The sequence below is a fragment of the Lacrimispora sp. YZC11 genome, from assembly GCF_057543815.1.
On the sequence record NZ_BAAJYQ010000005.1, the window covers coordinates 547,760 to 568,234 of the forward strand.

Here is a 20,475-nt window from a genome sequence, read left to right on the forward strand (position 1 = left end):
ATTCTTAGTTAAATGTTAAAGTATGTTAAATGAAAAACTAAATTCACGATTGCAACACTAAATTCATGATGTAAGACTAAATTCCTTTCCAATGAAGTTAGTCTTGCACGAACTTTTCTGCTATACTGTTTTTGCAGTGGATCCTTCCTCATTTAGCAGGAGGTATCTTATGAATAAGGAAAAACATAACCAGAAACACCTGACCATGACACAGCGTATTTGGATTGAAAAGGGGTTAAATGAGAACGAATCTTTCGCCTCCATTTCCAGGCGTATTCAAAAGGATTCTTCTACCATTCTCAAAGATGTGAAGCGGAACCGTTTCTTCCCTAAACGGAATGAGGTTCTTAAACCTCTTCCTTGTACCAGAAAAAAGGATTGCCAAATTCGTTTCCTCTGTGATGACAACGACTGCCCGAACCTTTGCAAATCCTGCTACAAACCTCACAGAGAACATAAAAACTGTTTTGATACTTGCCCTGACTATTTACCCGAAACCTGTAAAAAGCTCGTGAGCGCTCCTTATGTATGTAATGGATGCACCAAAGTAAAACGCTGCATTTTGCAGCATGCGTTCTACTCCGCTCAAGACGCACAGGAGGCCTACTATAAGCTCCTGGTTTCTTCAAGAGATGGTATCAACCAATCTAAAGCTGATATTGCAATGCTTGATAGCCTCATTTCTCCTTTATTAAAGCAGGGACAATCCATGGCACACATTTATGCTTCCCATGGACATGAAATCCCCTGTTCCCGCAGAACACTTTATACCTATATTGATAAAGGAGTCTTTGAAGCCCGAAATATAGATATGCGCCGTCGTGTACGTTTTAAATGCAAGGAACGTAAATCAGTAACCAGAATCAGCCTTGCTGCACGGGAATTTCGCATTGGCCGTACCTATGGCCGCTTCTGAAACAAGGGCAGGCCATCGCACACATCTATGCGAACCATGGACACGAAATTCCCTGCAGCCGTAAAACACTGTATTCCTATATTGATCTAGGGATCTTCGAGGCAAGAAACATCGATCTGCGCAGGAGGGTCCGATTCTTAATGCTTATTTTTTTTGATTTAATCCTGCAAAATCAAACGTTTCAGGAAATCACGATTTTAACTTATCATATTACGACTTGCAAAAACTTTATCATGTTTGAATAACAACAAACAATTCCATTACAAGGGGAGGAAATCTATATGGGTTATACAATCAAGCAGGTATCGGAACGCACAAATCTAAGCGCACACGTACTGCGTTTCTATGAAAAAGAAGGTCTTCTGTTCAATATCAACAGGAGCAAAAGCGGCATCCGCAGTTATACCGAAGATGATTTAGAATGGCTGGGATTAATCTGCTGCCTTAAGAACACGGGTATGTCCTTAAAACAAATCAAGGAATTTGTGGAATTAAGTGCAGAAGGCAGAGAGACACTCAAACAGCGTTGCGATATATTGATCGAACATAAGAAGAATGTGGAAGCTCAAATTCAGGAAATGAACAAGCATCTTGAAAAGGTATCTCATAAAATCGCCCATTATACAAAGCAGTATAATGAATACAACCATGGCGGATCCCATCAAAATTCAGAAACCTAGGAGCAGTGATCCGCTCAATTTCGAAAGCCATAACATTTTTATTACAAGAGCCTGTCCTTTTATATACGGGACAGGCTCTTGTAATCTTGTAGATAAATTAGAATCGTATATAAGCACCTTAGATTCTCAGCTTTACGCCCGGTGATGGCTATCCTCTTTATTTTTTTGGCATAAAGCTTTCTGCAATTGCATTCATCAACAGGCTCTCATTCTCCGGATCAACACTGGAAGTAGCCTCATCCAAAATGATGATGGGAGCATCTTTCAAAATGGCACGGGCAATGGAGATCCGCTTTGAAGAAAGTTAGGGATCAACCCTATCGCTGCGCGGGGAAGAAAGTGAAAGAACAAAAGCCTCCAGTTTCATGCACTTCCACTCCTTTGATTTGGTTAGCCAAAACTAACTTTAGTCTTAAAAAAAGAGCGCCTTGCAGCGCTCTCAAATCATCTGCCCACACAGTTGGCAGTATATCGTATTATATTTTTTTGCACTACTCTAAAAAGACCAAATCCCCTCTATTTGGACAACATCTTTCTAAACTCGGACGGCAGTTCCCCAAATTCTTTTTTAAAAACGTCAGATACTTACTTGGGTTTGTATCATATCAATTCAAGTTTACCGTCCATAATAAATAAAGTTTTTCAGCAGCCTGCAATGGAAAGGAGCTATCCTTTTAACAATTTCATTGCTTGATCAATCTCTTGCTTTGTGGTATATCTGCCCACACTAAATCGTATCGCACCGAATGCAATTTCTTCTTCAACACCCATAGCAGCTAAAACAGGAGAAATGGTTTTTGAGCCAGAATGGCAAGCAGAGCCGGTTGAGGCACATATTTCAGGCAGTGCCGCCAATATTTGAGCGCCATTTTCACCCACGAAACTGATATTAAGAGTATTAGGCAGACGATGAACCGGGTCACCGTTGAGGTGAATATTACTGCCGAACACTTCCTTTAGCTGATTATAAAAATAATCTCTTATTGGCATCAAATCATTTTGCTCCAAATGTTTCCTTGCCTGTACCGCTGCCTCTCCCAAAGCCACGATATAAGGCACATTTTCCGTACCCCCACGCCTGCCATTCTCTTGGCCTGCGCCATGCAGAAATGATTCAATTTCAATACCATCACGAATAAATAAAGCTCCTATTCCTTTTGGAGCATAGAGCTTATGACCGGCGATAGTCAAAAAGTCCACTGGTAACTGGGATACGTTAATATCCACCTTTCCAATGGACTGAGACGCATCTGTGTGAAACAAAATGTCCCGTTCTCTGCAAATTTCCCCCAACTCCCTGATTGGCTGCAAGGTACCCACCTCATTATTGGAATGCATGACGCTGACCAGGATGGTTTCCTCACAGATGGCATCTTTTAAATCTTGCGGACTAACAGCGCCTTGCTGGTTTACCGGAAGATACGTAACTCTATAACCGTTTTTCTTTAAAAACGAGAGTGGCTCCATAATGGAAGGGTGCTCGATACAGGAAGTAATAATATGCTTCCCCTTGTTTCTATAAGTGTAGGCTACTCCTTTGATTACAGCATTATTGGATTCACTGCCGCAGCTTGTGAATAAAATCTCGCTGTTTTTGGCTCCGATTAATTCCGAAACCTGTTTTCTGGCACTCTCAACTGCACGTCTTGCAAGCTGTCCCAATCCGTAGCTGTTGGATGGGTTTCCAAATTCTGCCTCCAGATATGGAAGCATGGCATGGTACACATTTTTGTCGATAGGGGTTGTGGCATTATAGTCCAGGTAAATCATGAATATCCTCCTTAGATAGATAATATTGAGTAGTCGTTAACGGATAAATTGCCGCCATAAGTATAATAGAAAAAAATAACCAGTTATTACATGCTAAAGGATAATATTTGATATTTTAGCATTTTAGTAAATATAACATATATTGATATTGACGCTAATACCATAACGCGTACATACCTATTGATAATAAATCGTATAAAGGAGTGGTAAATAAATGTATGATATGACAGATTGTCAGGTTGGGTACATGGTTTACGCTATGACAAATGCCGCTGATTATAATGAAATTGTAGCTATTCGTCAGGAATTCAATGATAGTTTTACATTTGTTAAGGCTTACAAAACAGGCGGTCAGGGTACTGGAGCCCAAATTGTTGATCCGCTTAGTTCACAGGGCTCAATCATACTATCCGACGACGGACATTTCCTTTTCGTCGTGAACGCAGGCAGCAATAGTATCTCCAGCTTCAAAATCGCCAGATCGGGAGCCCTGATTCTTGCAGACGTGAAGCAGTCCGGCGGGTTTCTTCCAATAAGCCTGGCGACTCACTGTAATCTGCTTTACGTTGCAAATGCAGGAAACGGGAGCAGTATTGCATCCAATGTTACCGGTTTTCACGTGGACGAAAACGGCAGGCTTACCGAAATCACAGGATCTGCTAAATCATTGAGTTCAAACAATGCCAGGCCAGCTTGCATTGTCATTAATAAGAATGGTAACATAATAGCAGTCTCCGAGCAGAATACGAACCTGATCAGTGTATTTACCGTTCAGCCAGACGGAACCCTCACTGGTCCTGTGGTCAGCAATTCCAGCGGTTCCGGACCTTTTGGCTCTGTTTTCTATACAAATGAAATCTTGCTGGTTACGGAGGTTGGAATAAATGCATTATCTTCTTACAAAGTTAATCATAATGGAACACTTTCTGTAATCAGTCCGTCCGTTTTGAATTTCCAATCAGCTACCTGTTGGGTCACACTATCTGAAAACAGGCGATTTGCCTATACTTCCAATGCCGGCAGCCACACGATAACAACGTATGAAGTTGACTGCAATGGACATTTGATGATTTCAAATATTATCTACAGTACGAAAGATGGGTCTGGCGCACCAATTGACAGCGGGGTTTGTTCCAGGAATTTATATGCACTCAATGGAAATGAAGGTTCCATCAGCGTTTTCCTTACTGACCGGGATGGCAAACTCATGCGGACACAGGTTATCCTCGATACTCAACTACCGAATTTGGGTTCACAAGGTTTGGCAATCCTATGCTTCCCAAATAGATATTAAAAATTGTTTATTAATCTTTCCAGCCACCTTCGGCCTGATATCATTCAAACAATTCTATCAGGCAAATGGTGGCTGTGTCTTTGCCGATCATCCCTGAATCTGTTTCTTATATCTTTCTATATTTGTGCTGCGGTCTTCCAACCTTTCCATATTCAACTAATTTATATATTTTTTCTTCCTTTTCCATAAGTTCCAGATATCTTCTTACCGTGACTCTTGCTATCTGCAGCATTTCTGCAAGATTTTCCGCAGTATAATACTCTTCCCCACCCTGATCAATTTTCTCCCATATGACATGATAGGTGTACTTATTAAAGCCCTTGGTAAAATCCGCTTCGTTCTGGGCAGCAATCTGACCGGATAAGTACCGATCTAAATCCTTCTGCTCAATCATTTCGCTGTTTTTAAAGCTGTCATACCGGTCCTTATACTGCAGCAGGGCTTCCTTAAAGCGCTCAAAGCGAAAAGGCTTAATCAGATAATCTACCACCCCATACCGAAATGCCTCCTGGATTCGTTCTATGGATTTATCCGCCGTAATTAAAATGATATCTGCATTAAGTTCCTGGCCTCGGATCCATTTTAAAAAATCCATTCCATTTTCATTGGGAAGATACACATCAAGCAGAATCAAATCCGGCTTTTGGGAAAGCATTGCCTTTTTTGCATCCTCCAGATTTGATACCCCTTTGCATAGGGTAAATCCTTCCACTCTCCTTAAAAACTTCGAGTTGATTTCCAGAACCATTGGATCATCTTCCACAATCATGACTCCAATCAAGTCCTTCCCTCCTTTCCATTGGAATTGTAATATCCCATTGCACGCCTTCTTCTGACGTTAAATGGATTGCTCCCCCGTATTCCTCAATAATCTTTTTTACAATGGACAATCCGTAACCCCGCTGCCCTTCCTTGGTGGAAAAGCCCTGTTCAAATATTTTTTCTCGAAGTTCCGGCCTGATTCCTTCTCCATTATCCTTTACCCGGATCATAAGGAACTCTTTCTCCTCAACAATCCTGATATCTATCCGGCCTGTCCCGTCATTTTTCACCTCATCCAGTGAATTTTCAATCAGATTTCCGATAACCGAACCCAGATCCTGGGAATTCATGCCCCAGGGCAGTTTATTCAGTCTGGAGCTTTCATCGATGGTTAACTTTATTCTGCATTCCTCCGCTTTATTATACTTGGACAAAAGCAGAGCGGACACGGCTGAATCCTTGATATGATCAGTAAGAATATGGCTCATTTCCGTTCTTATCCTGGCAACATCGGATATAAACTGAAGGGCTTCTTCATATTCCTCCAGCTGTATGAGCCCGGCTATGGTATGAAGCTTATTCATAAATTCATGATTCTGTGCCCGTAAGGACCAGGCCAGCTTTTTTACTCCTGTCAGCTCTTCCGCCAGTTTTGTCACCTCGGTTTTATCCCGAAAGCTGGCTATGACTCCGATCACCTGTCCACGATTCATGATAGGAATCCGGTTGGTTACAATTAGAGTATCATGAAGCCTCTGTTCATCATCGAATTCCGCCTTTTTCGTACTCAATATATTTGTCATACGGGTATTGGGGATTATATCTTCAATATTACGTCCTATCACCTGATGTTTCATTTCATCTTTATCGAAACCAAGAATCTGTAATGCCGAATCGTTCATCAATGTGATCCGACCTTCCCGGTCAATGGCTACAAGACCTTCATGAATGGCATCCAGTATTCCCATTTTCTCATGATAAAGCTTTGCGATCTCATCTGGTTCTAATCCCAGCAGCATCTTTTTAATATGGTTCGCCAAAAGAAAGGCTCCCACGCTTCCTGCAGACAGTCCTCCAAAGCCGATCAACATGATATAGAAAACAGCCATGTGCTTCGCCTTTTCGATCCGCGTAATCAGCGTACCGACAGAGACAAAACCGATCTCTTGATTATGTTCATCATAAATCGGCGCAAAGGCGCGCAGGGATTTCCCCAAAGTTCCGGTTGCTTCGGATACATAAGTCTCTCCCAGGCGTACCACACGGTACTCATCTCCTCCCTCAAACGCTTTTCCGATCATTTGGGGATTGGGATGGGAATAACGGATTCCCTGATTATCCGCCACTGTGATATAATCGATAAGCTCCAGGTTCTTAAGCTGCATATCAACATATGACGCAATCACCTGAGTATCCTTTTTTTCCAGTGCATCGATCACCTCGCTGGAATGTGCAACAAGCTCCGCCACATTCATGACATTGGTCTTCGCTTCCTTTTCGATATTCCTTGTCATCCATGAAGCAACAAAAGAAATAATGATGGTAATTGAAACAAAAACAACTGCAATGACTAATAAACTCAGCATTGTCTGCAGCTTCAACGGTTTTTTTCTATCCATGGCACACAGTTAATCCTTTCTCCTTTTATTTTACCAAATAATCCGGCGGATCACAATGTCCTTTCTTTTGTATAAAAGAATACTCCCACGGGATGCAAACATGTTATATTCTAGTCTGCCTCCGTGGGAGCATCGTATTCGTTATTGGTTTCCTGAACCGTTTTTATCCTGTCGCCTCAGTACTTCTCTTATTTTTAACCGCATTCAACTGATTCTGTCTAAGCTTTTTAAATACAAAGGATACAATAAACGGACAGATGATAGCCGATACCACGCAGGCTGCGGCTACTTGTGCGGTTGCTGCCGCTGCAACCACGGCAAGTGTCGGGTCGGCCACTGCAACCGCCTCAGGCGTTGCCACCGCATTTCCCGCCGTAGAACCGGTCGCAAGGCCAATGATCGGTTCTTCTTTAAACAGCTTAAGGAGTATGTACGCCCCGATTCCGGTGAATGACGCCACAATCCCAAGCAAAATGCCAGGGCCTCCTGCTTTCACGATTGTTTCCAGATTCATTCCAGCTCCCAGAGGGAAAGAAAAGAACGGAATCAACAGTAATTTACTGCTGCCCAAAAAGGCTCTCATATCGGAATCTAAATTTCCTAAGATCATTCCGATTACAATCGGGATCATCACTGCTATTAATGCTTTAAAAGGAACCTGTGCCAGACCGGAAGCTCCAAGAGCCACCAAGGTAAAGAACGGACCATCCTTAATTGACAGAAGAGCATATGCTCCCACATCAGTCTCATCCCCATACTGTGAGGCAAGAGATGCATAAAGGCCTCCGTTGCAGTTGGTTAATGCCGAAAGAATGGCTAACGGGGAAAGTCCAAGTACACCGGCTGAGCCAAAGACCTTTCCGACGAAAATACCAATTCCCGCACCTACGATAAATTTGCCTGAAATCAGCAAGGCTCCCTTTTTTATTGCCTTTGGAGCAAGCTTAAAATGAATCTGCGAACCGATCAGAAACATAAAACATGCTAAGATCGGCGTGGACGCCGATTTACTGAATAAGGCGGTGGTAAATCCTCCCATTTCCAGAAATTGAGGGAAAAAGGTATTGACCAGAACCCCTAAAAACAAGGGAACCACCATCATTCCTCCCGGAATTTTATCCAGCGTTTTTTTGATTGGAATCTGCATATTTCAATCCTCCTATTTTTATACAAGCCTTTCTTCTCTGCTTTGTGATTGCTGCATGTGATTTAAAATACTTCTGCTATATTCTGGCTGCACCGCTCTCCCTTGCCGCCTTTTTTACTGCTTCCGCCACGTTCTCTGAAACCTTTTTATCCAATGCATCAGGAATAACACATTCCTCATTTAACTCCTCATCGGAAACCATGGAAGCAATGGCATATGCCGCCGCAAGCTTCATTTCCTCATTGATTTCCCTGGCCCTTACCTCCAATGCGCCTTTGAAGATTCCCGGAAAAGCCAGAACATTGTTTACCTGATTGGGGAAATCCGAACGGCCGGTTCCTATGACTCTGGCACCTGCTTCTCTGGCCGCCTCCGGCATAATTTCAGGCGTGGGATTTGCCATGGCAAAGAGGATGGCATCATGGTTCATGGAGCTTACCATTTCCCTGCTTACAATGTCAGGAGCCGAGACTCCGATAAAGACATCCGCACCCTTTAATGCATCGCTTAAATCTCCTTTTAACTGATCCGGATTTGTTATTTTTGCCAGCGCCTGCTTGGCATGGTCAACGCCTTCTATTCCCTGATATAGAATGCCTACTTTATCACAGACAATCATTTTGGAAACGCCGCAGGCAAGTAATAGCTTGGCAATGGCGGTTCCAGCTGCTCCTGCACCGTTCACCACAACTTTGATTTCTCTGATATCTTTGCCCACAACCTTTAACGCATTGATAATTCCTGCCAGCACCACAATGGCGGTTCCATGCTGATCATCGTGGAATACGGGAATATCAAGCTCTTTTTTTAACCTTTCTTCTACCTCAAAGCACCTTGGTGCTGAAATATCCTCCAGATTGATGCCTCCAAATCCCGGGGCGATCCATTTAACTGCTGTTACAATTTCATCCGTATCTTTGGTATCCAAGCAAATCGGAATTGCATTGACATCTGCAAATTCCTTAAATAAAATCGCCTTTCCTTCCATAACCGGAAGACCTGCCTTTGGTCCGATGTCTCCAAGCCCAAGCACTGCCGTTCCGTCAGTAACGACTGCGACTAAATTTCCTTTAGAGGTATACTTATATACCTCCTCCTCATTGGCATGAATTTTCCGGCATGGCTCCGCTACTCCCGGAGTATAAGCAAGGCTTAAATCCTCTCTGGTAACCACAGGAACCTTAGACTTAATCTCAATTTTTCCTGCATAACGTTCATGTAATTTTAAGCTTTCTTCAAAATAATTCATTATGAATCCCCTTCCCTTCCAATACTTCCTTTGGTTGTTTTTGCTACAAACAGAGGATAACATAAACGTATTATGATGAAAATATTATTAACATAAAGAAATCATAATGTTCATATTGTATAATTTGTTAAATAATAAACGCTTTTTATGGAGTTTTCATATATTTCAAACAACTTATTTCATCCAACACACTTCTTTGCTGCCATCTTCTGGTACAAGTTTTAAATATCAATGAGACGCTGCTCCAGTCTTCAACGTATCAGTCGGAAATTTACCCGGATACAAAATCAGAAGGAGAATAATATCCTTTTACCTGTAAATAATAACCCTATTAATATTAAGGAGAATAATTATGGCAAAAGATTCACAACTTGACCCAAAATCGATCCGTAAGAAAAAAGCCAATGGTGGCCCTACCATGGCTGAGAGCGCATTAGATGGAGAAAGCCGAAATACGAAGAAGCAGTCTGGCAGCCGTCACAAACCCGGTAATGATAAATAATTAACTTTTTATGCAAAGGAGCAAATTATATGAACCGTGATAAGCTCATATCCCAAGTAAAAGACGAATATGCACGAATAGCCTCGTCTGAATCCCAGCAGCATTTCCACCAGACCACAACCGAAATAACACCGGAAGCATATTATGAAAACCTGTTAAGTAAAGCTATCGGCGAAATTAACAGAGGAACCTTTGACAATTTCAAATCAGGAGAAGAAATCGTAACCGCTATTGCAAATGACAAGTCCTGGCTTTCCGATTGGAAGTAACTATAGCCGCAGATTTATAATTTAAATATTAAACCGCAAATGAAAACCGCAGTCCTTTTTTAAAGGATTGCGGTTTTCATTAAATTTCACAATAAGTATTTCCGTTTGTAAAGGTACTTTATCTCAGTCAGCATTATAATGCCAATTCCAATCTCCATGATAAATCATCCGTTTATTCATTCCCCCATCCACAGTGATGGTCTCCCCTGTAATAAAATCCTGTTCACATAAAAACAAAACCATATTCGAAATATCCTTTGGCGTTCCTATTTTTCCTGCAGGAATTGCGAAGCGGTCTTCACGGCTGAATTCCTGCTGCTCTGTTACATTGATCCAGCCTGGAGCAATACAGTTAACAAGAACCTCAGGCGGTTTTACGCCTCAGTTATTATAATGAGTCGAATATGGATTGTTTTTATAATCATAATTTTCAAGAGGTATCGGTCCTCTGACTACTGTCCTGTGCACACGCAATTCTCCTTTTTCATTGGCAGCTATTCTCCAGTCAACCATTTGTATTTTACCATTTACGATTTCAATCCCATTAATCCCACGGGTACGTATACAACAGCCAGTATTAAAGTAAGGGAGGTCATCTGCTTTCGGAAACTTTGGTCTGTGAGTATGTCCACAGATCAGCATCATTTTATGTTTTTCTATCCATCTGTCATAAACCTTCTCTACTTTGTGTCTTTTAAATAAATTACGGGCCGGGCTGGTTGGATTGCCGAACCCAACGATATGCAAATACCTCCAAAAATATCGAAGTAATAACATGGAAATAAACCATAACTGATCATTAATAACGTCACCCTGATGCCCATGCAGCACAAAAATCTTCTGTTTCGTTTTCTTATGTTTAAGAATGATAGCCTCCTTCGGCTTCAGTCCCCTATATAAGTCCACTCGTATTTGGTTGTATTCATCATAATATTGATAATAATTCGCTTTGATAAATCGCTTTGACTTTAAATAAATATTATGATTCCCATATAACATAATAAAGCGGTCTTCATCATAAAACTTTTTGATTACTGTAAAAACATCGCTGTGAGCTAAACGAATAACGCTAAAATTCTTGTATTCCCAAAGCTCATCTCCATCTCCAACTTCTATATATTCATATCCTTCTTTATAATAGTAATTTAATGCATGCAAAAAAACATTCTGATTTCTAGTGAATTCATCTGAAATGCTGTCATCCCCTCTGTGGATATCACTAAAAAATATATATTTTGAATTATCATCAAAATACACGATATCAGCATTTTTATAAGCATTATTTAATCGTCTGTCAGTCTTCATTTTACCTCCATTGATCCCCATTCCTGCTGCTACAGACTCTGTTTCCCAGGAACAGCGCAAGGCACTATACGATAACCAGATGCTTTTCTCCATCATCCACCAATGAAACCCTGTTCCCCTGAATGAACCTGTCATCCAAAGTGACTGCTTCCGTTGTCAGCATTCCCTTGCTTCTGCTTTCAACCCTGATTTCATAGATGGACCTGCCATACTTATATTCTATGGAAAAATCGCCGAAACTTGCCGGTGTGGCCGGATCAATGATCAGCTCATTCCCCTCTTTCCGAATGCCCAGAAACCAGCTTAACAGCCCCTGGTACATCCATCCGGCAGAACCGGTGTACCAGCTCCAGCCGCCTCTTCCGGTATAGGGCGGGCTTAAGGAGATATCCGCCGTCATGACATACGGCTCCTTCTCGTACCTGAGCACATCCTTCCTGGTTTGCGTCACATGAATCGGGTTGAGTATGGTGAACAGGGTTTGTGCCATGTGATGGTCACGGAGCATTGACGTGGCAATCGCCAGCCAGACCGCCGCATGGGTATACTGGCCTCCGTTTTCCCGCATGCCGGGGATATAATTTTTAATATAACCTGGGTTTTTGCTTGTTTTATTAAAGGGAGGCGTCAAAAGCAGGGAAATGGCCTCTTCCTCTCTTACCAGATAACGCCATGCCGACTGCATTGCCGTTTTAGCCCGTTCCTCTTTCGCCCCCTTTGATATCACACTCCAGGACTGGCTGATAGAATCGATCCTGCACTCATCATTTTCCTTGGATCCCAGTTTCGAGCCGTCGTCGTAAAAGGCTCGAAGATACCACTCCCCATCCCAGGTGTGTTCTTCAATGCTTTGAAGCAGGCTTTCCCGTTTCTGCTCCAGTTCCCGGCCGTAGGCCTCATCCTCCTCCTGATGGCACAAAGGAATGAAGTCACCCAGCACTGTATAGAAAAACCATGCCAGCCAGACACTCTCTCCCTTCCCCGCTATTCCTACCTCATTCATACCGTCATTCCAGTCACCTCCTCCCATGAGAGGAAGTCCATGTTCTCCGAAGCTGGTCCGGTCGATGGCTTTTTTGCAATGTTCATAAACACTTCCGAAACTTTGGGATATTTCCGGGGTAAACATCACATCATGCTGCCCCTCCTTAAGCACCGGACCTTTGATATAAGGGACTTTCTCCTTTAAAATTGTGGTATCCCCGGTACTTCGGATATAAGCAGCGGTGCAATAAGGCAGCCACAGCAAATCATCGGTTATTCTCGTTCTCACACCGATCCCCATGGGAGGATGCCACCAATGCTGGACATCTCCCTCTTCAAACTGCCTGCTGCAGGCTATAAGAATTTGCCCGCGCAAAATGCTTGAATCTGCAAAGAGAAGGGAAAGGGTATCCTGCAGCTGGTCCCGGTATCCATAGGCTCCTCCACACTGATAAAAGCCTGCTCTTGCCTGGATGCGGCAGGACACCGTCTGATAGAGCAGCCAGCCGTTAACCAGGATATCCAATGCCCTGTCCTTTGTTTTGACTTTAACCATCCCTAATAACCCGTCCCAATAAGTTCTCACCCTGTCAAGCTCCTTTGCAGAAGCGGCGGTCTCCCTGTACTTATTTCTGGTTTTGTATATCTCTTCAAGGCTGGTGCTCTGCCCCAGCCCAAACAACACCGTCTTGCTCTCTTCCGGCTGTATTGCAACGGATACCTGAATTGCCCCGCAGGGATCAAAGCATACCCCCGTATTGCAGGATAGCTTGACCTCCGCTCCCCGCGGCTCCCGGACGCTGCCCTTTTGCCCCAGAAATTCCTGCCTGTCCCCGGTATAACCGATGATGGTTTCACTGGAAAACAGGTAGGAATAGGTATTTTGAAAGTTCATCGTGTAAATATTCTTTGCATATAAGCATTCATGCTCATTGTCATAGGTGGTCAGGATATAGGGATTGGTTTGCTCCCCCTGGGTTCCCAGAACCCATTCCACGTAATAGGTCAGGCTTAAATATTTCACCTTATCCGAACGGTTTGTAAGCGTAAGGCTCCATAGCTTCAATGACTCATCCAAAGGAGTAAAAACAGTCAGCTCCTGACAAATAAGCGCTTCCTCATGAAGGAACTTACTGTATCCAAAACCATGCCTTACCCGGTAAGTGCCCCGGTCAGACCTTCCTAATGACATGGGAGTCATTACCTCACCGGATACTTCATCCAGAATATAGATTGCCTCAGAGGCTTTGTCACTTACAGGGTCATTGGACCATGGAGTCAGCTTATTTTCCCTGCTGTTGATATTCCAGGTAAAACCAGCGCCCGACTCCGATATCTGGAATCCAAAGTTCTTGTTTGAGACAACATTTATCCAGGGTGCCGGCGGCCTGTTATTCCCCTCCAGCAGAATTTCATATTCCCTGCCTTCACAGGCAAATGCTCCGAAGCCGTTAAAAAATTCATAATTTTCTGTTTCTTTTTCCTGCGTTGTTGGTGCAGATGCTGTGTCCAAAGCCCTTCCTCCTTAAAGCCTAATATTCTTCAAGTAATTCATACTGATTTTCTTTGACATTGGTAAAATAGATCCCCGTTTTCTCTGAAAATACAACCCGTGCTACCGTATACAGCAAATCAAGCTCCGCCGGTTTCATCTCATACGTATGCAGCGTAAAGAAGCTTGGCTTCTCGCTTCTGGAATCATAAATCCGAAGAGAGCTGGTCATATCGTTGATTAATTCATCCACCTCCTGATGATAACCATGCTTGGAATCAATCAGGATAATTAAATCCACCATAACACGGTTGATTCTTAAATATTCATAAGCCTTTAATGCATCCTTCACGATTCTCTCCTCTTTTATGGACCGGACCATTAAAAGCAGAATGGGGTTATCGCCGGACACTCCGAATTTCCATAAAAAGCTCTGATTCATAAAATTCCGCCTTATATTTTCATCCGGCCCCCGGTAAATGCCCGAAGGATAGAAAACAGGGCTGATTAAATCCTGAAAGGCGTTTAACTGTGATCTGGTAATCTCTAAATACTTTAACTCCAGATTCGTTTGAAGCCGGAATTTCTCCAGGATATCATCGATCCGGTAACTTACATTTAATTCCCCTGCGATTTTTATCGCTTCCGCTTTACTTTGGCACACTCCGGTAATAAAAGAAATACAGGCGGTTTCACCTGCCCCAATGCAAATCTGTGCCCGCAGGCTCATGATCGGATCATTACAAAATCCCGAATTATTTAAAAAAGCAATGCTGTTAACCACAGAATCCGGATTTTCCAGAGTATTGTTTCTTCCTATAAAGCGTTTTCTGTCATTTTCATATTCCAATTTTTTGCATAACTTTGTTCCTGTTCTTACCATGTGCATCAAATAAGGATTATCATCATCATCTTTCCGCCGTCTTTTTGCAAGGAAGATGTCCTGCTCTTCTAAGTACTCACTCTCCAGAAAGAGCTTATTGAATGCAGGATGGCTTATTTCTGCCAGATGAGTATCATCCACCACCTCCAGATAGCTGGTCACTTCCAACTGCTTTTCCTCATTCCCGTGATTGGTAAAGATAACCTTACGTATCTCATAGTTTTGGTCCGCATTCAAGCTGACAATCATGTTTGATGAGATATCCCCATCCCTGCGTTTAAATTCCGCCTGGTGCGGGCTGAAAACCACCTGGTAATCATCCGGCGACTTTCTGGTCGGATGATAAGCGGCACTCCAAACCTTCCCCTGCTTCATGTCTTTGATATAGATATAATTACCTGTATTCGCATAAATATCCGACCGGAAACGGTAAAGCATCCGGTCTTCATATTTACTGAAGCCGTCTCCATCGGTAGTTATCATCAATGAATACATACCATTTGATAAATAATTCACAACCGGTGGATTCACGCCGGTGCGATTGACATACCGGTTACTGTAAATGTCTTCTTTAAAAAGAGCCTTCCCGATCTTTATTGTATATCCCTGTTTTGCAATGGAAATCAAATAGGACTGGCGTTTTTCTTCCAGAAGAACTTCTGTGGCTTTTATCATCATCTCCCCATGAAACCTCTCCCGAAGGATTCCCCCATTCAGATAATTATTAATTGCAGCCAGATTCATCCCCTGGTGATGGGCCATATAGGATTTTACAATGCAATAAGGTGTCAGTTCCACAGAATTTGGTACATTAAAATCTACGGATTCATAGAAACCGTAAGCGCCGTAAGCGCCTAATTCCTTCAGCCGTTTTAAATTTCCCATGCATTCCTCTTCTGCGATATCCAGTGCCAGCATCGTTGCATAGGGAGCAACTACCAGGGAATTTTTACGGACCGGCTGGAGTCTTATCTTTGGAACACCGAAGGCCTTGTACTGGTAATTAGAGTTTAAGTCGAACCGGTAATACTGGGATTCCGATATTCCCCAGGGAATCTCCGCCTCTTTCGCATACTTCATATGCTGGAGCACCGCTGCCCTGGAGGTCTGGGCATAGACGGAGTCTTCATATTCTTTGAATACGAGATTGGGCATCAGATATTCAAACATCGTACCGCTCCAGGATACAAAGCAGGGAATGCCTCCCACAATGGTCAGCGGTCTTCCCAGTTTATGCCAATGCTTTAGCGGTACTTCTCCCATGGCTATGGCAAGAAGGCTTGTAAGTGCCGATTCTGACGCCATCAAGTCATAGCATCCCTCATCCAGCGTGTGGGAGGAAACATGATATCCGATATGGAACAGCATTCTCTTTTCGTTAAATAAAAAGCGGAAATCAACATTTGTTAAAATACAGTCTATTTTATTGCCGAGCGCTCCGATCCGTTCTATCATGCTATCCGCAAATTTATTCTCCTCCGACGTAATACTGCGAAGGGAAGGATGAGAAGAAAAGGTCTCTTCCTTCAGTTTTAAGGCCGCAGCTTCCTTTACGGTGCTGTCTACGAGATTCATCAGCTGTCTGGTCCATGGGTAATCTTCAGCCGGTGTAAGCTCCCTTTCGTTTAAATCTTCCCAGATTTCCGCAATATCGTCTATCAGCTCCCCTATCCTTTGATACCTGGCCTTAAGTTCATTTCCGGCAGGATTGCCTGTTCTCATCCGAATTTCCTCATTGCTGTTTTCAACCGCAATCTTAAGTTCGGACAGAAAATTCTCCGGATAAACCGGCCTGTCGATCTGTTCTAAAAGTCCGTTTTTCAGAGCGACCAGATGACCCAGAAAATTGCCGCTGTCTACGGTTGATATATAGGCAGGATTTAATACCTCCAGGGTTTGAATATGATACCAGTTATAGAGATGTCCATTGAATTTCGGCATTTTCTGAATCGTTTCCATTAAGTTTTCCACGACCATAACCGTTGAGCTTAACGTTTCAAATCCCAAATCCCTGGCTGACAGGATTGCCAGAAACTGAAGGCCCATATTGGTCGGCGATGTTTTATCACTGACTTTTTCAACCATAGATATCTGGTAATTATCCGGACAAAGCCAGTTATTCTCCTTAGTGGAAAGCTCCTTAAAAAACTGCCAGGTTCTGCGTGCAGTATCCAGAAGCAGTTCATTGTTCTGTGCATTATTCTTATGATGAAGCTTTTTATCCGGCTGACTGATCCGGTAGGCGATTTGGGAGGCAAAGCACCAGTCGGCAATAACGATTGCCGTCAAAATCATTCCTGCCGGGTTTAAATATCCCATAAATAAAATGATCCCAAGGACAATCGCCGGAAGAAGAGAACTCCACATGGTGATAAAATATCCTCTTCTGGTATTGACAATGGAGGCGTCCACTGCTTCCGCCGTATTCCAGCGAAGCAGATTTTTTTTGCTGATAAAGATCCGATACAGGGTTCTGATCATCGCATCAGTTGCGACATAAGCACGGTAAGGAGTGATTGTAAACTCCAGAAATGCTCTGTAAAACATTGCAGCAAGCTCCTTTAAAAAGGATTTATAAACAAGGGCAAGTTTTGGCCTGATCAGCTTTTGGGTGATTACTGCAAGCAGCTGAATCACCAGGGTAAATATATCATTAAAGAACACAATGGGCAGCCAAAGATAATATGCCTTTGGCATCCATGCCAGATTCAGCAATACAAATACCGTCTTACTTAATGGAACCAGGCTTCTTCTTAAGTTGTCAAAAATTTTCCATCTTGACAGCGCGCATAAGTTTCTCCCGTCCTGGGTCTTTCTTAAAAACAGCCAGGGTAACAGCTGCCAGTCCCCGCGCAGCCATCGGTGTTCCCTTTTGGTAAAGGATAAAACACTGGTTGGAAAATTGTCCATAATCTTGACCGTACTGGAAAAAGCCGTCCTTGCATAGCAGCTCTCAAAAAGGTCATGACTGAGAATCCTGTTTTCCGGTACCTTGTTTTGAAGTACTTTGTGGAAGGCTTTCCTATCATAGATGCCCTTCCCGGTATAGATTCCTTTGTTGAAAATATCCTGGTAAATATCTGATATTACAGTTCCGTAATGGGCAAGGCCCGATTCTCCACCGAAAATTTTCGCAAACCTGCTGCCGTTCTTATCCACAATATGGTTTCTTACCGAGGGCTGAATGATGACATAGCCCTCTTCCACCTTTTGGCCTGCCGGATCCAGAATCGGTTTATTTAAAGGATGATCAATCAGTCCTACCAGTTTTGCTGCATTGTCACGAAGCAGATTGGTATCCGCATCAAGTGTGATTACATACCGGAAGGTGGTAAGGAGCTTTACGTCGCAGTAAATGGAGGAAAAGGTGGTATTCTCCTTTTCTGCTCCATTTAAAAGATTATTAAACTCTTCCAGCTTTCCTCTTTTACGCTCCCAGCCCATATAACAGTTTTCCGCTTTATTCCATTTGCGGCTGCGGAAGAACAGGGAAAAGCGCTGTTGTTCCGACGGATAGAGCTCATTTAGCTCCTTCATACGTGCAGCAAGAGCATTTTCGATCACCTGGTCCTTTGCCATGAGCTGATCCGGGGAATCCTCAAAATCAAGCAGCAATGCAAAGAAAAGGCCCTGCTGCGGGTTCGCAAGGTAATGTTTTTGGAGACGTTCCATGTACCCCAAGCCCTGTTCCTTTGAGGAGACAATAACCGGCATAACCACAAAAGTCTTTGCATCCTCCGGAATTTCCTCCAGATAGTTCAGGGAAGGAATCTTCCTGACTTTAATTCTTCTTGTAAAAATAAAATTTGTAATCTCTATGGAAATACCCATTAAAAGCGGCATTGCTGCCAGAAGGATGATCACTTGCCGGTTGGTCTTCCAAAGCCCGCCAAGGTTCCGGAAAGCATAGAGTAAACAGGCGCAAAGTCCCGGAATAATCAGGAACAAGGTAAGGAAATAAAGGATGCCATTTACATTCATCCTTTTCTTAATATTTTGAGGAATCGGTTTTCCTAACGCCTTTGCTTTCAGAATCGGATAACCCTTACCCAAAAGATAGGAGCCCACATGATGAGAACAATGTAAGTCCTCCCTACCCTGAACCGCCAGCTCCAGACAGTCCCTTGCAATCTTTTCCTCCAGCAGCCGATAACGGTGCGATAATTTAACGATCACCCCACGGTACATACCCCTGGATTCCAAATCCATCTTTGGATATACCCCATCCGGATCCTGTGATAAAATCTGCTCCAGACAAGAATATTCCTCAAAGAATTTTTCTTCATCAACTTCATTAATATCCCTTAAACTGACAATCAAGGTCCGGATATTTGTCTCAAGAAATGATTCAATCTTTCCTTCCTCCATGAATATGCCGGAGGTCTTCATCTGCCTTTCCAGAGAAGAAAAATGATGTTCCAGGTATTTTTGAATGGAAGCCTCATCAAAAGACAGGTTTTTCAGCAGGTGTATTACATGGGCATGGAACGAGTAGTTCTGCTTTAAGTTATCCTCTGTTTTGCAAAGCAGCGCTGATATATCGGCCGGTCCCTTCTTATCTGCCAGCTTATCCCGGAGAAACCTTTCTGCCTTTGACTTCACATCAATCATATGAAGAATTTCTTCCGCGATTACAATGATTTCTTCAAGAATACAAAAGCCCAGCACTTCCGGTAAAACCCAGATTTCCTTGTCCGTAAGGGGGATCTTCTGCTGATAAGCCTTTAACATCACAGAAATATTTTCTTCACTTAAGTGTCCGCCGGAAAGAGCCACCATCTTTTTTGCCACAACATAAATACGGGGAAAGTTCCGGTATTCCTTTCCCTCCAGAACCGGCAATACGGCATAGCTGGTTCCCGAGGTACGGACTTTTTTAATTTCCCGGTACAACATCTGGAAATTGTCAAAGAGCCAGCGTGCCGCCGGAATCAGGGAAATGATATCCGTGGATACTGCAGAGATGCTGTTTCTTATTTTATTCAGTTTTTTATAGGCGGACTGATTATAATCATTAAGAACAAAGCTATGTCCCACCAGTCTGACCTGGCTATGGCTTTCTGCCATATCAAGCATCTGCTTCTCCCACTCGCTTGGATCAAGTTTATTTTCTTCTCCCTGGAAGCAGGCCGGGAAATGCACTTTCTTACTAAAATGATAACGCCGGTAATACAATATGAAGAGTACAAGGCAGATCGACACAGCCAGTATCAATAGAGTATTCAGCAGAAACGGTGAATTTATATAAAAATTAGTCTTTTCCAAAAAGCTCTGCAATTGAAGCTCCTCCTTATTTAAGAAATCCTTCCGACATAACGATATCTTTTTACAGATAGTTTGTCTGTTTTTCTATAAAAAATAGCGCAATATTATATTGTAGCACTTTTTATGTTTTTTTATTAATTTACTGTCAGATTTATAAAATTTATACGAATTCCATGTTCCTGCGGGACATGGTAAACCTCTCTCAGATAGCCATAATACGGGGAATTGACGATTATTGGTCAAAGATAGAAGAAAGAGCACCCCTGCACATTGAGGGATGCTCTTTCCTGATTGGCGGATTTTTCCTGAATCCTGATAATGGCCTCTTTCTCATCTCC

13 protein-coding genes and 1 pseudogene are annotated in these 20,475 nt (G+C 42.8%); 5 read left to right on the forward strand and 9 right to left on the reverse strand.

The window, feature by feature from the left end:
• Nucleotides 1-169 precede the first annotated feature (169 nt).
• Together AC27IJ_RS05665 and AC27IJ_RS05670 are read left to right on the forward strand one after the other, a co-directional pair.
• Nucleotides 170-916 carry a helix-turn-helix domain-containing protein gene (locus AC27IJ_RS05665; RefSeq protein ID WP_487147904.1) on the forward strand — a complete coding sequence of 249 codons (747 nt, stop codon included), beginning with the start codon at nt 170-172 and terminating at the stop codon, nt 914-916.
• Between the two features lie 281 nt (nt 917-1,197).
• Nucleotides 1,198-1,596, forward strand: coding sequence for a MerR family transcriptional regulator (locus AC27IJ_RS05670; protein WP_312441583.1), 399 nt, complete (start codon nt 1,198-1,200; stop codon nt 1,594-1,596).
• A gap of 666 nt (nt 1,597-2,262) precedes the next feature.
• Here AC27IJ_RS05670 and AC27IJ_RS05675 read toward each other — a convergent pair.
• Nucleotides 2,263-3,366 carry a cysteine desulfurase family protein gene (locus AC27IJ_RS05675; RefSeq protein ID WP_312441582.1) on the reverse strand — a complete coding sequence of 368 codons (1,104 nt, stop codon included), beginning with the start codon at nt 3,364-3,366 and terminating at the stop codon, nt 2,263-2,265.
• A 214-nt stretch (nt 3,367-3,580) separates the two neighbouring features.
• Here AC27IJ_RS05675 and AC27IJ_RS05680 point away from each other — a divergent pair, with 214 nt between their 5' ends.
• Entirely contained in the window at nt 3,581-4,660 is a 1,080-nt protein-coding gene (locus AC27IJ_RS05680) for a lactonase family protein (protein WP_312441581.1), read from the forward strand.
• Between the two features lie 106 nt (nt 4,661-4,766).
• Here the strand turns inward: AC27IJ_RS05680 and AC27IJ_RS05685 are convergent, their stop codons facing one another.
• From AC27IJ_RS05685 to AC27IJ_RS05700, 4 genes are all read right to left on the reverse strand, one after another.
• Nucleotides 4,767-5,441 (reverse strand): response regulator, encoded by a 675-nt coding sequence (locus AC27IJ_RS05685; protein WP_312441579.1) that lies wholly within the window; start codon nt 5,439-5,441, stop codon nt 4,767-4,769.
• The gene (locus AC27IJ_RS05690) at nt 5,413-7,041 is read right to left on the reverse strand and encodes an ATP-binding protein (RefSeq protein ID WP_312441578.1); all 1,629 of its coding nucleotides are present in this window, start codon (nt 7,039-7,041) and stop codon (nt 5,413-5,415) included. The genes AC27IJ_RS05685 and AC27IJ_RS05690 overlap by 29 nt, the downstream gene beginning before the upstream one ends.
• 163 nt (nt 7,042-7,204) lie before the next feature.
• The gene (locus AC27IJ_RS05695) at nt 7,205-8,188 is read right to left on the reverse strand and encodes a 2-keto-3-deoxygluconate permease (RefSeq protein WP_487147908.1); all 984 of its coding nucleotides are present in this window, start codon (nt 8,186-8,188) and stop codon (nt 7,205-7,207) included.
• Nucleotides 8,189-8,264: 76 nt separating this feature from the next.
• Nucleotides 8,265-9,437, reverse strand: coding sequence for an NAD(P)-dependent malic enzyme (locus AC27IJ_RS05700; RefSeq protein WP_487147910.1), 1,173 nt, complete (start codon nt 9,435-9,437; stop codon nt 8,265-8,267).
• 352 nt (nt 9,438-9,789) lie between these two features.
• On the opposite strand from AC27IJ_RS05700, the gene AC27IJ_RS05705 reads away from it, so the two are divergent.
• Both AC27IJ_RS05705 and AC27IJ_RS05710 read left to right on the forward strand, forming a co-directional pair.
• Nucleotides 9,790-9,939 (forward strand): hypothetical protein, encoded by a 150-nt coding sequence (locus AC27IJ_RS05705; protein WP_166429703.1) that lies wholly within the window; start codon nt 9,790-9,792, stop codon nt 9,937-9,939.
• Nucleotides 9,940-9,968: 29 nt separating this feature from the next.
• The gene (locus tag AC27IJ_RS05710; RefSeq protein ID WP_312441573.1) at nt 9,969-10,208 is read left to right on the forward strand and encodes a hypothetical protein; all 240 of its coding nucleotides are present in this window, start codon (nt 9,969-9,971) and stop codon (nt 10,206-10,208) included.
• 123 nt (nt 10,209-10,331) lie between these two features.
• Here AC27IJ_RS05710 and AC27IJ_RS05715 read toward each other — a convergent pair.
• The 4 genes and pseudogenes from AC27IJ_RS05715 to AC27IJ_RS05730 all read right to left on the reverse strand — a co-directional run.
• Nucleotides 10,332-10,562, reverse strand: a pseudogene (locus AC27IJ_RS05715) (SDR family oxidoreductase); the annotation flags it as partial.
• 27 nt (nt 10,563-10,589) lie between these two features.
• Nucleotides 10,590-11,648, reverse strand: coding sequence for a metallophosphoesterase (locus tag AC27IJ_RS05720; RefSeq protein WP_487147913.1), 1,059 nt, complete (start codon nt 11,646-11,648; stop codon nt 10,590-10,592).
• Nucleotides 11,578-14,010 (reverse strand): glycoside hydrolase family 94 protein, encoded by a 2,433-nt coding sequence (locus AC27IJ_RS05725; RefSeq protein WP_313260990.1) that lies wholly within the window; start codon nt 14,008-14,010, stop codon nt 11,578-11,580. Before AC27IJ_RS05725 ends, AC27IJ_RS05720 begins: the two co-directional genes overlap by 71 nt.
• 19 nt (nt 14,011-14,029) lie before the next feature.
• Nucleotides 14,030-20,149, reverse strand: coding sequence for a glucoamylase family protein (locus tag AC27IJ_RS05730; RefSeq protein ID WP_487147916.1), 6,120 nt, complete (start codon nt 20,147-20,149; stop codon nt 14,030-14,032).
• Between the last annotated feature and the right edge of the window lie 326 nt (nt 20,150-20,475).